11 protein-coding genes are annotated in these 16,131 nt (G+C 73.9%); 4 read left to right on the forward strand and 7 right to left on the reverse strand.

Annotation, left to right across the window (positions count from 1 at the left end; all coding sequences use genetic code 11):
- The first annotated feature begins 30 nt into the window (after window positions 1–30).
- From C7456_RS10535 to C7456_RS10545, 3 genes are read left to right on the forward strand one after another with little or no spacing between them, the layout of a single operon-like run.
- Window positions 31–228: a hypothetical protein gene (locus C7456_RS10535; protein WP_109723711.1), complete on the forward strand. Its 198-nt coding sequence runs from the start codon at window positions 31–33 to the stop codon at window positions 226–228.
- A 6-nt stretch (window positions 229–234) separates the two neighbouring features.
- Window positions 235–831 (forward strand): DUF938 domain-containing protein, encoded by a 597-nt coding sequence (locus C7456_RS10540; RefSeq protein WP_109723712.1) that lies wholly within the window; start codon window positions 235–237, stop codon window positions 829–831.
- A 59-nt stretch (window positions 832–890) separates the two neighbouring features.
- A complete protein-coding gene (locus C7456_RS10545) occupies window positions 891–1,448 on the forward strand; it encodes a lipocalin family protein (RefSeq protein ID WP_109723713.1) in 558 nt (185 codons plus the stop codon).
- A gap of 387 nt (window positions 1,449–1,835) precedes the next feature.
- Here the strand turns inward: C7456_RS10545 and adhP are convergent, their stop codons facing one another.
- The 3 genes from adhP to C7456_RS10560 form a co-directional block, all read right to left on the reverse strand.
- A complete protein-coding gene (gene adhP / locus C7456_RS10550; protein WP_109723714.1) occupies window positions 1,836–2,861 on the reverse strand; it encodes an alcohol dehydrogenase AdhP in 1,026 nt (341 codons plus the stop codon).
- Between the two features lie 187 nt (window positions 2,862–3,048).
- Entirely contained in the window at window positions 3,049–5,184 is a 2,136-nt protein-coding gene (locus tag C7456_RS10555; RefSeq protein WP_109723715.1) for a TonB-dependent receptor family protein, read from the reverse strand.
- Window positions 5,185–5,194: 10 nt separating this feature from the next.
- Window positions 5,195–7,120: a CocE/NonD family hydrolase gene (locus tag C7456_RS10560; RefSeq protein WP_109723716.1), complete on the reverse strand. Its 1,926-nt coding sequence runs from the start codon at window positions 7,118–7,120 to the stop codon at window positions 5,195–5,197.
- A 353-nt stretch (window positions 7,121–7,473) separates the two neighbouring features.
- Between C7456_RS10560 and C7456_RS10565 the strand changes: the two genes are divergently transcribed.
- Window positions 7,474–7,893, forward strand: a complete 420-nt coding sequence (locus tag C7456_RS10565; RefSeq protein WP_211306307.1) for a YchJ family protein — start codon at window positions 7,474–7,476, stop codon at window positions 7,891–7,893.
- 59 nt (window positions 7,894–7,952) lie between these two features.
- Here the strand turns inward: C7456_RS10565 and C7456_RS10570 are convergent, their stop codons facing one another.
- From C7456_RS10570 to gltB, 4 genes are all read right to left on the reverse strand, one after another.
- Window positions 7,953–8,720 carry an NRDE family protein gene (locus C7456_RS10570; RefSeq protein ID WP_109723717.1) on the reverse strand — a complete coding sequence of 256 codons (768 nt, stop codon included), beginning with the start codon at window positions 8,718–8,720 and terminating at the stop codon, window positions 7,953–7,955.
- Between the two features lie 199 nt (window positions 8,721–8,919).
- Complete coding sequence (locus C7456_RS10575; protein WP_109723718.1) at window positions 8,920–9,792, reverse strand: methylglyoxal synthase; 873 nt, start codon at window positions 9,790–9,792, stop codon at window positions 8,920–8,922.
- 246 nt (window positions 9,793–10,038) lie between these two features.
- Window positions 10,039–11,475: an FAD-dependent oxidoreductase gene (locus C7456_RS10580; RefSeq protein WP_109723719.1), complete on the reverse strand. Its 1,437-nt coding sequence runs from the start codon at window positions 11,473–11,475 to the stop codon at window positions 10,039–10,041.
- Window positions 11,476–11,638: 163 nt separating this feature from the next.
- Entirely contained in the window at window positions 11,639–16,096 is a 4,458-nt protein-coding gene (gene gltB, locus C7456_RS10585; protein ID WP_109723720.1) for a glutamate synthase large subunit, read from the reverse strand.
- Between the last annotated feature and the right edge of the window lie 35 nt (window positions 16,097–16,131).

The following is a 16,131-nucleotide window of genomic DNA, read 5'->3' on the forward strand; positions in this document are numbered from 1 at the left end:
CACGCCCTTCCCCCCGCGAGGCCGCTGCCCATGGTCGCCTTCCTGCTCTGGCTGTTGCTGCTGGTGTTCTGCTGGCCGATCGCGCTGCTGGCGCTGGTGCTCTATCCCATCGTGTGGCTGGTCTGCCTGCCGCTGCGGCTGGTCGGCATCACGGTGAGCGCGGTGTTCGCCTTCCTCGGCGCGCTGCTGATGCTGCCGGCGCGGGTGCTGCGCGGCCATCCCGCCTGAAATTCGATGGACCGGCCGTTCTCGGCCGCCTGCGAGCGCAACCGCGGGCCGATCCTGGCGGCGCTGCGCGAGTGGTTCGCCGACCGCCGCGCCGTGCTGGAGATCGGCAGCGGCACCGGCCAGCACGCCGTGCACTTCGCCGCCGCGATGCCGCATCTGCGCTGGCAGTGCTCCGACCGCGCGGAACAGCTGCCCGGCATCCGCCTCTGGCTGGACGAGGCCGCGCTGCCGAACACGCCGCCGCCGCTCGAACTGGACGTCGGCGGCACCTGGCCGCGCGGCCCCTACGACGCGGCGTTCAGCGCCAACACGTTGCACATCATGGCGTGGGAGGACGTGGCGCGGATGTTCGAGCGCCTTGCGGGCGCACTCGTTCCCGGCGGCCTGCTGGCGGTCTACGGCCCGTTCCACCGCGACGGCCGCCCGACCAGCCCGAGCAACGCCGCCTTCGACGCCCGGCTGCGCGCGCAGGCCGCGCACATGGGCGTGCGCGACGCGGCGGCGGTGGACGCGCTGGCGCGCCTGCACGGTTTCGCGCTGCAACGGGAGCTGGCGATGCCGGCGCACAACCTGCTGCGCCTGTGGCGGCTCGGCGCGCGTTGACGCCGGCTTGATGCCGCGCGAGGCTTGATGGGCCTCCGCCCTTCCGCCGGGAGTCTGCGATGAGCCTGCGCGCCACGCCATGGACGCCCACCAAGCCGCCGACCGACACGGTGATCCCGCCGAGCACCGCGCCGCGCCCGGTGGAGGCGGTGGCGCGGCTCGACCTTGAGCGCTTCGCCGGCCTGTGGCACGAGATCGCGCGGCTGCCGGTGCGCTTCCAGCGCGAGGGCGACCGCGACATCATCGTCGCCTACGAGCAGCGCGCGGACGGCAGCCTCGGCGTGCACGGCGCCTGCACCGGCGCGGACGGGCGCACGCGCAGCATCGACGGCACGGCGGTGCGCCCGGAACCGCAGCTCGAACCGGCCCAGCTCCGGCTGCGCCTCGCGCCGCGCTGGCTCGGCTGGCTGCCGGCCGCGTGGCGCGACTACTGGGTGATCGCGCTGGACGAGGACTACCGCTGGGCGGTGATCGGCGAGCCGAAGCGCCGCCACCTGTGGATCCTCGGCCGCGAGCCGCAGATGCCGCGCCAGCGGTTCGACGAGCTGAAGGCGCGGGCGCGGCGGATGGGCTATGACCTCGCGCCGCTGATCGTCTCGCCGCGTCGCGCGGGCTGAGGCGGGTGGCGGAGGGTCGGGCTGTTCTTCCCGCGCGACCCTGCCGGCCTGGCCGGAACCGTCCGGCGCGTTGATGGCGCTTGGCAGTGGCTCATGCCGGGGCTTTTCTGCTCGTCATTCCGGCGCAGCCGGAATCCAGTGGCGACAAGGCCTGCCCAAGCCTCGCGGTCACGGGATGGCCTGCTGCTGCCGCGCGGGCGTCCTGCGCGCTTCGCGCCGGGGCCATCGCGGCCGGAGGCCGCTCCCCCAGGGTTGTTCCCACAAGGCCGCCCACGGAGGCGCCCGGGTCACTCCACCACCGACTCGCGCATCCCCGCAGCACGACGAAACGCCACGGCCCGGCGGCCGCCCCCGCGGGCCGCCGGGCGCAGCGCCCCTCTCCCATGCTCAGGAGAAGTCCAGCACCACGCGGCCCTCGATGCGGCCCTCGCGCATGCGTCCGAACACCGCGTTGATGTCCTCCAGCCGCGCGGTGCCCACGGTGGCGGCCACCTTGCCCTGCGCGGCGAAGTCCAGCGCCTCCTGCAGGTCCAGCCGGGTGCCGACGATGGAGCCGCGCACGGTGATGCCACCCAGCACCACGTCGAAGATCGGCAGCGCGAAGCTGCCCGGCGGCAACCCCACCAGCGACACCGTGCCGCCGCGGCGGACCATGCCCAGCGCCTGCTCGAAGGCGCGCGTGGACACCGCGGTCACCAGCACGCCGTGCGCGCCGCCGATCTCCTTCTTCAGGTACGCCGCCGGATCGGTGTCGCGCGCGTTGACGGTGACGGCGGCGCCGAGCCGGCGCGCCAGCGCCAGCTTGTCGTCGTCCACGTCCACCGCGGCCACGTTGCAGCCCATCGCGCTGGCGTACTGCACCGCCATGTGGCCGAGGCCGCCGATGCCGGACACCGCCACCCAGTGGCCGGGCCGCGCCCCGGTCTGCTTGAGGCCCTTGTACACGGTGACGCCCGCGCACAGCACCGGCGCGATCTCGACGAAGCCCACGCCACGCGGCAGGTGCCCCACGTAGCCGGCGTCGGCCAGCACGTACTCGGCGAAGCCGCCGTTGACGGAGTAGCCGGTGTTGCGCTGCGCCTCGCACAGCGTCTCCCAGCCGCCCAGGCAGTGCTCGCAGTGGCCGCAGGCCGAATACAGCCAGGGCACGCCCACGCGGTCGCCCTCCTTCACGTGGGCGACGCCCGCGCCCACCGCCACCACCTCGCCCACGCCCTCGTGGCCGGGAATGAACGGCGGGCTGGGCTTCACCGGCCAGTCGCCCTGCGCGGCGTGCAGGTCGGTGTGGCAGACGCCGCAGGCGGCGACCTTCACCAGGAGCTCGCCGGGGCCGGGGCGCGGCACGGGCATTTCCTCGATCGCCAGCGGCTGGCCGAACGCGCGCACCACCGCGGCCTTCATCGTCGTGTTCATGGCGGACCTCCCGGAACGACGCGGCCAGCATCGCGCCGCGGACCGGCGGGCTTATTGACCAGGATCAGCTGCGCGCCATGCCGGCGCCGACGCTGTGACCCGTGCGCACGGCGCAGGCCGCGTGCCGCGGGCATCGGCGCGAAGGTGCGGTACGCGGCCGCAGGCCCGGGCCAGGCGCGTTCCCGCGCTAGAACGCCAGCCGCGCCCCCAGCATCCAGCTGCGCCCGGGGCCGGGCTCGAAGTAGCGGCCGCTGCCGTCGTTGACGATCACCGAGCCGATGTAGCGGCAGTCGGCCAGGTTGTCCACGCGCGCGCTCAGCTGCAGCCGCGCGCCCTCGCCCAGCGCGAGGACGTAGGCCGCGTCCAGCCCGAGCAGCGCGTAGCCGGCCGCGCGCGCGGTGCCGGCGTCGTTGGCCGTGGTCGCACCCGTCGCGCTCAGCGTGAGGCCCTCGCGCCAGCCCAGCGCGCCGCCGTGCGCCAGGCGCAGCGAGCCGTAGTCGGCGGGCACGCCGGGCAGGCGCGTGCCGGCGCGGATCGGCGTGGCCGCGGTCGCGCACGGCGTGCCGGTGCAGGCGAGGAAGCCGCGCCCGAAGCGCGCGTCCAGGTGCGTGTAGGCGGCGGCGAGCCGCCAGCGTGGCGCCAGCTCGCCGTCGAGCGACAGCTCCACGCCCTGCCGGCGCGTGGCGCCCACGTTGCGGTAGGTGGTGCGGCCGTCGAGGCTGCTCGCCACCGCCAGCTCGTCGCGGGTATCGGCGCGGAACGCCGCGGCGTCGAGTTCCAGCGCACGGCTCGCCCGCCACTTCACGCCCGCCTCGTAGTGGCGGCTGCGCGCCGGGCGCAGGTCGAAGGCCAGCCCGGGCCGGCCGTCGCTGCGGTAGCCCAGCTCGTTGTAGCCGGGCGTCTCGAAGCCGCGGCCGTAGCTGACATAAAACCGCAGCGCGTCGGCCGGGCGGAACTGCACGCCGGCCACCGGCGTGGTGGCGGCGTAGCGCACGTGGCCGCTGTCGTCGGGGTTGGCCGGCGTGACGTAGAAGTCGTGCTCGGCGAAGCGCACCGCGTCGCGGCGCAGGCCCAGCAGCAGCGTCCAGCGCGGCGCGACGCGCCAGTACCACTGCGCGTAGGCGTCGACGTCGGCGGCGTTGTCGTTCTCGTCGCGGCGCAGCCGGCCGCGCACGCCCAGCGCGTCGCCGAGGAAGTTCTCGTAGCCGAGCCGGCGCTGGCGCTGGTAGTCGCCGCCCAGGCCCAGCACGAACTCGTAGGCGCGCGCGGCGAGCTCGCCGCGGTGCGTCCAGCGCGCGTCGACGCCGCCGTAGTTCGTCGCCGGCGCCACCACGCCGCCGGATTGCAGCGGATCGGCCTGCGTCGCCACCGGGATGGATTGGTACTGCTCGATCCGCCGCTGGCCGTAGTAGACCATCGCGCGCATCTCGTCGGCCTGCTCCGGCCGCCAGGCGTAGACCAGGCCGGCCTGGCCCTGCCGCGTGCTCTTGCGCGTGTCGAAGCGGATCGCCGCGGGATCGGCCTGGCGCGGGTCGGCGCGCACCTGCGCGGCGGTGAGGCCCAGCGGGTCCTGCGCGCGCAGCTGGTCGAAGCCGTCCAGCACCAGCACCAGCTGCCGCCCGCGGCCGGGGTCGAAGCCCAGCCGCGCGTGCGCGCTGCGCCGGTCCACCCGGCTGTGCGCGCGGTAGCCCCCGGCGAGGAACTGCGCGGCGGCGACGTTGTAGTCCAGCGCGCCGGCCGTGCCGCGCGTGTCGACGCTGTAGCGGAAGCTGTCGTGGCTGCCGCCGTCGACGCCCAGCACGGTCTGCGGCGTCGCCGTGCCCGGCGCGCTCCACAGCTGCACCACGCCGCCGGCCGCGTTGCCGTACAGCACCGAGAACGGCCCGCGCAGCACCTCCACGCGCTCGGCCGCGTCCAGGTTGAAGTGCGAGACCTGGCCCTGCCCGTCCGGCAGCGTGGCCGGCACGCCGTCCACGTACAGGCGGATGCCGCGCACGCCGAAGGTGGCGCGCGCGCCGAAGCCGCGGATCGAGAGCTGCTCGTCCTGCGCGTAGTTCTGCCGGTCGCGGGCGAGGATGCCGGGCACGCCGGTCAGCACTTCCGAGAGATTGACGCCCGGCAACCCCGCGTCCGCCGGCGCCGCCGACACCACGCTCAGCGCGGCGGGCAGGTCGAACGGCGGGATGTCCAGCCGCGTGGCGTTCACCTGCACCGCCGGCAGCGGCGCGGCCTGCTGCGCCGCCGCCGCGGCGCCCGCGAGCGCGAGCGGCACGGCCGCCGCCACCGTCAGGCGGCGGTCCCGTCGCGGCACGGGCGGGCGCATGCGCCCGCCCTCAGCGCTCCTCCACCACCGGCAGGCTGACGTAGCTGGCCTGCCCCGGCGCGTGCCACACGCGCTGCGTGGCCTTCACGTAGTCGCCGGGCCTGGCGTCGAAGATGTTGGGCACGAAGGTCTGCGGGTTGCGGTCGTACAGCGGGAACAGCGTGGACTGCACCTGCACCATGATGCGGTGGCCGGGCTGGAACACGTGGTTCACCGTGGGCAGGCGGAAGCCGTAGGCCAGCGGCGTGTCGGGCGTGATCGCCTTGGGCTCGGCGAAGCTCTCGCGGTAGCGGCCGCGGAAGATGTCCAGCGCGATCGGCAGCTCGTAGCCGCCCATTGCGGGATTCGACGGCACCGAGTCCGGGTACACGTCGATCAGCTTCACCACCCAGTCGCTGTCGCTGCCGCTGGTGGAGGCCACCAGGTTCACCTGCGGCGCGCCGCCCAGGTGCAGCGGCTTGGCGAGCGGCTCGCTGACGTAGGTGAGCACGTCCGGGCGGCCGTCGACGAAGCGCTGGTCGTTGAGCAGCCAGCGCGTCCACGCCTCGTGGTCGGCGAAGTGCACCGGGCGCGGCTGGTAGGGCACCGGCTTGGCCGGGTCGGAGACGTACTCGTCGTACTTCGCCTCGCCCGCGGCGGGCGCGGTGAAGGAGAGCCTGCCGCCGGCCTCCAGGTACAGCGGCCGCGGCTTCGAGGCGCAGCCCCGGTCGCACGACAGCGGCCAGTGCCGGTAGCGGTCCCAGTGGTTCTCGCCGGTGTTGTAGATCAGCACCGGCGGCGTGTCCGCCTTGGGCGCGCCCGCCACCAGGTACTGGTTGAAGAACGGCAGCAGCACGTCGCGGCGGAACTCCTCGGCGGTGTCGCCCTTCCACTGCAGCGGCCCCAGCGCGCTGCCGTCGTAGTTCACCTGGCTGTGCCGCCACGGGCCCATCACCAGGAAGTTCATGCTGTTGCCCTTGTCCTTCGGCTCCACCGCCTCGTAGCAGTGGATGGCGCCCCACATGTCCTCCTGGTCCCACAGGCCCTGCAGCCACAGGGTGGGCACCTTGAGCGGCTGCTTGGCCATCACCCTGTCCAGCGCCTGTTCCGACCAGAACGTGTCGTAGGCCGGGTGCTCGTGCAGCTTGCGCCAGAACGGCAGCTGCTCGAAGCCGTTGGCGCGCGCGTAGTCGCCCGCGCTGCCGGCGGCGAGGAAGTTGGCGTAGTCGTCGAAGCCCGCGCGCGGCACGCCGTCGCCCTTGCCCTTCTGCGCGGTCTGGCCGCGGATGTAGTCGAAGTTGGTCTGGCGGAAGGCGCCGTAGTGGAACCAGTCGTCGCCCATCCAGCCGTCCACCATCGGGCTCTCCGGCGCGGCCACCTTCAGCGCCGGGTGCGGGTTCACCAGCGCCATCACCACGGTGAAGCCCTCGTAGGAGGAGCCGAGCATGCCGACGCGGCCGTTCGACTCGGGCAGGTGCTTCACCAGCCAGTCGATGGTGTCCCAGGCGTCGGTGGAGTGGTCCACCTCGCTGGAGTTGAGCGGGCCGCGCAACGGGCGCGTCATCACGTAGTCGCCCTCGCTGCCGTACTTGCCGCGCACGTCCTGGAACACGCGGATGTAGCCGGCCCTGACGAACACCTCGTCGCCCTGCGGCAGGGTGTCGAGCATGCGCGGCGAGAGCAGCCGCTCGGCGCGGCCGCTGGCGTTGTACGGCGTGCGGGTGAGCAGGATCGGCGCGTCGTGCGCGCCCTTGGGGATCACGATGACGGTGTGCAGCTTCACCCCGTCGCGCATCGGGATCATCACCTCGCGCTTGACGTAGTCGTTGGCCGCGACGGGCGCGTCGAACTTCGCCGGGATGTCCGGCGTGAGCGGCGCGGTCTGCGCCGCGGCGAGGCCGGCCGACAGCGCGGCGGCAAGGACGGAAAGGACGAGCAGGGAACGACCGGACGGCATGGGCAAACCTCCGCTGCGGGACCGGCCGTTGCCGCGGCCGGCGGTGGAACATCCGTGGGGTGGGGAGCGCGTTCCGTGCAAGGCATCGATCGAGGAGAAACCCGCAGCCCTCGCCTGCTTGCCCGGGGGCCGCCACGGCCCACGGACCCGAAGGCCGTCATTCCAGCGCAAGCTGGAATCCAGCGGCTTCTTGCGACAACGCTCCGGATGCCCGCTCGCGCGGGCATGACGCCATGCGAGGCCCGGCCGGGGTTCCCTCCGGCACTTTACGCCAGCCCGCCGCGCCGCCCGACATGACTTCCGGCACGGTCGCCCCTTGCATTTGCGCGCCGGGCGGCGAGGATGGACGGGCCATGCACGGAACCGCGACCTTGCGCGCCATCGACACCCTCACCCCCTGCCCCTGCGGCAACCCCGCCGGCTACGCCAGCTGCTGCGGCCCGCTGCACGAGGGCGCGCCGGCGCCCGACGCCGAGGCGCTGATGCGCTCGCGCTACAGCGCCTACGTGCTCAAGCGCGAGGACTACCTGCTCGCCACCTGGCACCCCTCCACCCGGCCCGCCCACCTCAAGCTCGCCGCGCAGCAGCCCGTCCCCACCTGGCTGGGCCTCGACGTGAAGCGCCACGAGGCCGACGGCGACCGCGCCGTGGTCGAGTTCGTCGCCCGCCTGCGCTACGGCGGCGGCAAGGCCCAGCGCATGCACGAGGTCAGCCGGTTCGTGCGGGAGGACGGGCGGTGGTTCTATGTGGATGGGGAGTTCCCGGAGGGGTGAAGCGGAACCCGCTCCGGGTCTCGACTACCCAAATGACGGCACCCGGCAAGCCAGACCGCTTATCCGGGCAAACCAATTCCTGACGCCGACTCTCCCTCGAATATCCCCTCCGGCCCGAACCGCCGCTCCACGATCCGCCCCGCGCCGTCGTACCCGATGGCGACCACGGTGCTCGCCCGCGTGCCGTAGTGCTCGCCACGGATGAAGGCGCTCGACAGCATGCGCTCGCGCTCCAGTCCCACGCCGGTGTCGGGCAGCTCGGCGTCGGGCGGATGCGTCTGGTCGGCCAGCGCGGCGAACAGCGGGGCGAAGTCGTCCTCGCCGCCGGCGTCGAGCCAGGCCGCGAGGCGCCGCATCAGCAAGCGGGTCTTGGGCCACGGGGTGTTGAAGTCGGCGTTGGAGAGGCCGTGGATGCCGGGCGTGACGGCCTGCGCGCGCGGCTCGGGGCGGTTGCCGAGGTAGAAGGCGTCGCGGGCGTCGAAGGTGAGCAGGTTGAAGGGACGGTAGTCGGCGGCGGTGGCGAGCAGGGCCTGCGCGTGCGCCCGCGCGTCCGCCGCGCCGGCGAGGTAGTCGGTGGCGAGCAGGCCGCGCGAGGCGCCGCGCTGCGGATCGCGCGGGTCGCGCACGTTGGTGACCACCGCGCAGCGGCCGGCGTCGGTGACGCCGAGCCAGGTGCCGCCGGCCTCCAGGTCGCGGCCGCCGATGATCGGCAGGTCGGTCCAGCGCGCGAGCGGCGCGCTGGGACGCGCGTGGAACTCGTCGCGGTTGCCGGCCAGCAGCAGGCGCCAGCGCGGGTGGGCGTTCCAGGCGAAGGCGATCAGGCACATGGCGCAAGGAGAGCGTGACTGGGCATCGGCCAAGGGTAAGGCCATGCCCTGCGTCCGTCCCATACGGTCCACGAAGCGCACCGCTCACTCGGCTGCCAAGCCGGCCGTCCCGCCATGCGGCGTGCCGATTGACGCGGCTACCCTCCGCTGCCGATCGTCTGCCTGCCTCGCGCCTGGCCTACGTCTCCTGGCTCTGACGCTATCGCTTCGCCGTGCGCCGCCGCACCGCCTCGACCCAGCGCGCCGCCACGCGCGGCGAGGTGATGCACACGGCCTCGTCGGTGCGGGTGGTGACGGCGCGTTCCAGCAGCTGGATGTCGGCCTCGTGCTGGCGCGCGACCTGCGGGTCCTCGAAGAAGATCGCGCGCTGGCAGCGGCGCTCCAGCACCAGGTCGGCGATCTGCGCGTCGCCGCCCATGGGACCGCTGCGGTAGCGCTCCACCCACGGCGTGTCGCGCGGCCAGCCGCGGCCCCAGGCCAGCTCGTTGAGCTGCTGGCCGGTGGTGCCGGTGGCGATGCGCCGCGCATAGCGCGAGAGCACGTCGAAGGCGGCGTCGGCGAAGGCCAGCATGTCCGGCTTCATCGCGTCGTGGGCGATCAGCGCGACGGTCTGCGACTCCAGCGCATGGAAAACGTCGGCGGCGGGATCGGGGGCAAGGCCGGCGTGGATGCGCTCGGCCTCGATCCAGTCGCGCGCCGAGGCCACGGTGGAGACGAAGGGCTTGCCGTGGATCACGCACTGGCGCTTGAGCGCCACCGCCTCGGGGAAGATCGAGGAGGGATCGACCGGGTCGATCAGGTAGATCGCCCCGTCCAGCGTGCGGCCGCCGTCCAGGCCCACCACCTCGGCGACCAGCTTCATCAGGCCGCCCTCGCGGCCGTAGGGGTAGCGGCGCAGCGGCGCGTAGCCTTCCAGGTGGCCGCTGCGCAGGATGGCGTCGTAGGTGCGGCCCACCGCATGCAGGCCCAGCTCCAGCTCGCGGATGCCCGCCTCGCAGGCGCGCAGCCAGCGGAACAGCGCGGCGTCGGCGTGGGCGTGGTGGAGCTGGTTGGCGGCGAGGCCGAGGCGCATGGGCGGGTTCCGTGGTGCCGTGGTCGGATGGTTGCAGGATAGCTTGGGGGTGTTGCGTCTGAAGCCTTTGCGGGGCGGGCATCCGTCGCGGCCGGAGGCCCACAGGGCTTGCCGCAACCCTGTGGAAACGGCCTTCGGCCGCGGTGGCGGGGCGGCGAGGTAGGGCACCGTATCGCAAGAGTGGCCCCCACCCCGACCCTCTCCCCGAAGGGGAGAGGGAGTTACGCTGAGGATCGAATGGAGGCGTCAGGCGTGGGCGAGCGCGGGGGCTTCGACCCGTTGCAGCATCCGCACGATGGAGGCCGCCGCCTCGCGGCCGTCGTGCACGGCGCGCACCACCAGGTCCGCGCCGCGCACGTTGTCGCCACCGGCGAACACCTGCGGGTGGGTGGTCTGGAACGGCAGGCGGCCCTCGCCGCCGGCGAGCACGCGGCCGTCCTTGTCCACCGCGATGCCGAACTCGGCGAACCACGGCGCGGGGCTGGCGCGGAAGCCGAAGGCCTGGATCACCACGTCGGCGGGGAGGTCCGCCTCGCTGCCCGGCACGTTGCGCGGGGCCAGGCGGCCGCTGCCGTCGTCGTGCAGCTCGGTGGCCACCACGCGCACCGCGCCGACGCGGCCGTCCTCGCCGAGCAGCGCGACCGGCTGGCGGTTGAACAGGAACTGCACGCCCTCCTCGCGGCTGTAGCCCACCTCGCGCGCGGAACCGGGCATGCTGGCCTCGTCGCGGCGGTACACGCAGGTGACCGAGGCGGCGCCGAGGCGCACCGCGGTGCGGTTGCAGTCCATGCCGGTGTCGCCGCCGCCCAGCACCACCACGCGCTTGCCCTTGAGGTCGAGCAGCGGCGGCGGCGGCGCGTCGTCGAGCAGGCGGTCGACGTTGGCGATCAGGAACGGCAGCGCGTCGTGCACGCCGTGCAGCTCGCGGCCGGGCAGCTTGCCGTCCACGTAGGTGTAGGCGCCGGTGCCCACGAACACCGCGTCGTAGCTTTCCAGCAGCTCGCGGAACGGCAGGTCGTGGCCGATCTCCACGCCGAGGCGGAAGGCCACGCCCATCTCCTCCAGCACCGCGCGGCGCGTGCGCACCACCTGCTTGTCGAGCTTGAACGGCGGGATGCCGAAGGTGAGCAGGCCGCCGATCTCGCGCTGGCGGTCGTACACGTCCACCGCCACGCCGGCGCGGCGCAGGCGGTCGGCGCAGGCCAGGCCCGCGGGGCCGGCGCCGACCACGGCGACGCGGCGGCCGGTCTCGCGCACGCGCGACAGGTCCGGCCGCCAGCCCTGGCGGAACGCCTCGTCCACCACCCAGCGCTCGACGCTGCCGATGGTCACCGCGCCGAAGTCGCCCTGCTCCAGCGTGCAGGCGCCCTCGCACAGGCGGTCCTGCGGGCACACGCGGCCGCAGATCTCCGGCAGCGGGTTGGTCTCGTGCATCAGCGTGGCCGCCTCGAACAGGCGGTTCTCCTGCACCAGCTTCAGCCAGTTGGGGATGTAGTTGTGCACCGGGCAGGCGTGCTCGCAGTACGGGTTGCCGCAGTCGATGCAGCGGCCGGCCTGCGCGGCGGCCTCCGGCGGCGCGAAGTCGCCGGCGATCTCGCCGTAGCCGAGCACGCGGATCGCCACCGGCACGGTGCGCGGGGTCTGCCGCGGCAGGCTGAGGAACTGGAACAGCTTGTCGCTCATGGGGCGGCTCCGGGCTGTCCGGTGGAATGGAGGAGTTCGCGTGTGGCTTGATCGCGGCCGGAGGCCGCTCCCACCGGCGCATGGGTGGAAGGTTGCGGCAAGCGGCGGCCCCTCACCCCGGCCCCCTCTCCGGAGGGGAGAGGGAGCAAGGCGTGCGGCGCGCTCATGCGGCCCTCCGCAGTTCCTCGGCCAGCGCGTCGAGGCTGGCGGCCTTGGGCTTGACCAGCCAGAAGCGCTGCAGCAGGCCGCGGAAATCGGCCAGCAGGCGCTGCGCCCAGGCGCTGCCGGTCAGCTCGATGTGGCGGGCGATCAGGCCGCGCAGGTGCTGCATGTGGTGTTCCATGCCCTCCGGGCTGATCCGCACGATGTCCACCAGCTCGTGGTTGTAGCGGTCCACGAAGGCGCGCTCCAGGTCCAGCACGTAGGCGAAGCCGCCGGTCATGCCCGCGCCGAAGTTGAGGCCGACCCGGCCCAGCACCGCCACCACGCCGCCGGTCATGTACTCGCAGCAGTGGTCGCCGGCGCCCTCCACCACCGCCAGCGCGCCGGAGTTGCGCACGGCGAAGCGCTCGCCCGCGCAGCCGGCGGCGAACAGCTCGCCGCCGGTGGCGCCGTACAGGCAGGTGTTGCCGACGATCGCCGCGTCCTGGCTGGCGTAGCGCGCGTCGGCCGGCGGGCGCACCACGATGCGGCCGCCGGCCATGCCCTTGCCGACGCCGTCGTTGGCCTCGCCGACCAGCTCGATGTGCACGCCGCCGGCGTTCCACGCGCCCAGGCTCTGCCCTGCCGAGCCCTCCAGCCGCAGCGTGACCGGTTGCGCGGCCATGCCGGCATCGCCCCAGCGCCGCGCCACCTCGCCGGACAGGCGCGCGCCGATCGCGCGGTCGGTGTTGGCGATGGCGTAGCTGAAGCTGCCGCCGGTGCCCTGCGCCACCGCCTGCGCGGTGTCCGCGGCGATGCGCGCGGCCAGCGCGGCCGGGTCGCGCATCGGGTTGCGCGCGCTGGTGCAGGCAAAGTCCACCCGCTCGCCCAGCGCGTCGGGCGCGACCAGCGGCGACAGGTCCAGCTTGCGCTGCGCCGGCGTGGCGCCGGCCTGCTGCTCGAGCAGCTCGGCGCGGCCGACCAGCTCGTCCAGCGAGCGCGCGCCCAGCCGCGCCAGGTGCGCGCGCACGTCCTCGGCGACGAAGCGGAAGTAGTTCATCACCATCTCGGGCAGGCCCACGAAGTGCTGCCTGCGCAGCACCTCGTGCTGGGTGGCCACGCCGGTGGCGCAGTTGTTGAGGTGGCAGATGCGCAGGTACTTGCAGCCCAGCGCCACCATCGGTCCGGTGCCGAAGCCGAAGCTCTCGGCGCCCAGCAGCGCGGCCTTGACCACGTCCAGCCCGGTCTTCAGGCCGCCGTCGGTCTGCAGCCGCACGCGGCCGCGCAGGTCGTTGCGGCGCAGGGTCTGCTGCGTCTCGGCCAGGCCCAGCTCCCACGGCGTGCCGGCGTACTTGATCGAGGTGAGCGGGCTGGCGCCGGTGCCGCCGTCGTGGCCGCTCACCGTGATGAGGTCGGCGCCCGCCTTCACGACGCCGGCGGCCACCGTGCCCACGCCCGCGTGGCTGACCAGCTTGACCGAGACGAGCGCGTCCGGATTCACTTCCTTGAGGTCGTGGATCAGCTGCGCCAGGTCCTCGATGGAATAGATGTCGTGGTGCGGCGGCGGCGAGATCAGGCCGATGCCGGGCTTGGCGTAGCGCAGCCGCGCGATGGTCTCGTTGACCTTGTGGCCGGGCAGCTGGCCGCCCTCGCCGGGCTTGGCGCCCTGCGCGATCTTGATCTGCAGCACCTCGGCGTTGACCAGATAGGCCGGGGTGACGCCGAAACGGCCCGAGGCGACCTGCTTGATCCTGGACATCTTCTGGGTGCCGTAGCGCGCCGGGTCCTCGCCGCCCTCGCCGGAGTTGCTGCGCGCGCCCAGCCGGTTCATGGCGATCGCCAGCGCCTCGTGCGCCTCGGGCGAGAGCGCGCCCAGGCTCATGCCGGCCGAGTCGAAGCGGCGCAGGATCGCCTCCGCCGGCTCGACCTCCTCCAGCGGCACCGGCGGGCCGAGCGGGCGCGGCCGCAGCAGGTCGCGCAGCGCCGAGGGCGGGCGGTGGTCCACCGCGTCGGCATAGGCGCGGTAGTCCGCCGGGTCGCCGGTGCGCACCGCCTTCTGCAGCGTGGCGATCACCTCGGGGTTGTACATGTGGTACTCGCCGCCGTGCACGAACTTGTACAGGCCGCCGGCGGTGAGCGGCCGCGCCTCGTCCCAGGCCTCGGCGGCGAGCACGCGGGCGTCCGCCTCCAGCTCGGCGAAGCCGGCGCCGCCGATGCGCGAGGGCGCGCCGGGGAAGCACAGGTCCACCACCTCGCGCGCCAGGCCGACGATCTCGAACAGCTGCGCGCCGCGGTAGCCGGCCACGGTGGAGATGCCCATCTTGGAGAGGATCTTGAGCAGGCCCTTGCGCACGCCGCGCCGGTAGCTGCGGCCGATCTCGGCGAGGGTGCCCTCGCCGCGCTTGAGCCGGCCCTCGCCGCCCAGCTCGAACAGGCTCTGGTAGGCCAGCCACGGGTACACCGCGGTGGCGCCGAAGCCGATCAGGCAGGCGAACTGGTGCGGGTCGCGCGCGGTGGCGGTCTCCACGACGAGGTTGCAGTGGCAGCGCAGGCCGCGCTCGATCAGGTGCGCATGGATCGCCCCGGTGGCCAGCAGCGCGTGCGCGGGCAGCGTGTCGCGGCGCGGGTAGCGGTCGGTGAGGAAGACGATCTCGGCGCCGCCGCGCACGCCCTGCTCGGCCTCGCGGCAGAAGCGCCTGAGCGCCTTCTCCAGCCCCTCGCCAGGCGCGTAGCACAGATCGATGCGCACGGTGGCGTTGAGGTACTGCGGCAGCGCCAGGATCTGGCGCAGCTTGCGCTGCGAGAGGATCGGCGAGTTGAGCAGGATCTGCCGCGCGTTCTCCGGCCCCAGCGCGAACACGTTGCCCTCGCGGCCGATCTGGGTGACCAGCGACATCACCAGCTTCTCGCGCAGCGGGTCGATCGGCGGGTTGGTGACCTGCGCGAAGGCCTCGCGGAAGCGGTCGAACAGCGGGCGCACCTGGCGCGACATCACCGCCACCGGCGTGTCGTCGCCCATCGAGCCGGTGGCCTCGGCCTCGGTCTCGGCCAGCACCTTGAGCACGCTCTCGCGCTCCTCGCGGGTGAGGCCGTACAGCTTCTGGTAGCGGTGCAGCTCGTCGGCCGGCAGCGGCTCGGCGGCGAGGCTGGGATCGATCAGGTCCTGCTCCAGGTAGCTCACGCCCGCGCGCAGCCAGTCGCGGAACGGCGCGCGGCGGCGGTTGATCTCGTCCACGTCGGCGTCGCGCAGCAGGCGCGCCTGGGCGAAGTCCACCGCGATCATCTCGCCCGGCCCCAGCCGCCCCTTGGCGATGGTGCGCGCGGCGGGCACGTCCCACAGGCCGGCCTCGGAGGCCACGATCAGGTGGTTGTCGTCCGACAGCGCCCAGCGCGCGGGGCGCAGGCCGTTGCGGTCCAGCGCGCAGGCGGCGTAGCGGCCGTCGCACATCACCAGGCCGGCGGGGCCGTCCCACGGCTCGGTGTGCAGCGCGTAGTACTCGTAGAAGGCGGCCAGGTCCTCGTCGATGTCCTCGCGCGCGGCGTAGGCCGGCGGCACCAGGATGCGCATCGCGGCGAGCAGGTCCAGGCCGCCGGCGAGCAGCAGCTCCACCGCGTTGTCCAGGCTCTCCGAGTCCGAGCCCTGCTGGCGCACGAACGGGCCGATGTCGGACAGGTCGATCAGCGGCGAGCGCCACACCGCCTCGCGCGCGCGGATCCAGCTGCGGTTGGCGCGGATGGTGTTGATCTCGCCGTTGTGCGCCAGCAGGCGGAACGGCTGCGCCAGCCGCCACTGCGGCATGGTGTTGGTGGAGAAGCGCTGGTGGAACACCACCGCGTCGCTCTCCAGCGCCGGGTGGCGCAGGTCGGCGAACACGTCGCGCAGGCGGCCCGGCGTCGCCATCGCCTTGTAGCCCACCACCTGGCAGGACAGGCTGACCACGTAGAAGTGCGGGTCGTTCGCCAGGGTCAGCTCGGCGCGGCGGCGCGCGCGGAACAGCGTGCGCTCGAAGCGCGCCTCGTCCATCCCGGTGGGCGCGTCGACGAACACCTGGCGCACGCGCGGGCAGGCGGCGGCGGCCAGCGGGCCGCAGGCGGCGGTGTCCACCGCCACCTCGCGCCAGCCGGACACCACCAGGCCCACCGAGGCCAGCTCGGCCTCCAGCACGTGCGCGGCGCGGTCGTCGCCGGCCGGGTCGAGGAACACCAGCCCCGCGGCGAAGCGCGGCGCCGGCACGATGCCCGCCTCGGCGGCCAGCGCGCGCAGCCAGCGCGTGGGCCGGCGGACCAGCACGCCGCAGCCGTCGCCGCTGACGCCGTCGGCGTTGACGCCGCCGCGGTGGGAGAGTTTCGCCAGCGCCGCGAACGCGGTGTCGACCAGCGCCGCGCTGGCGCGGCCGTCGATCTGCGCGATCAGGCCGAAGCCGCAGCTGTCGTGCTCGAAGGCGGCGTCGTAGAGCGTCTTGGCGCCTGGCGTGGCCATCCTGTCTCCCCGGATGTGGATGTGCTGGGCGGACG

Origin of the sequence: Fulvimonas soli (assembly GCF_003148905.1) — a bacterium.
Classification (GTDB): Bacteria; Pseudomonadota; Gammaproteobacteria; order Xanthomonadales; family Rhodanobacteraceae; genus Fulvimonas; species Fulvimonas soli.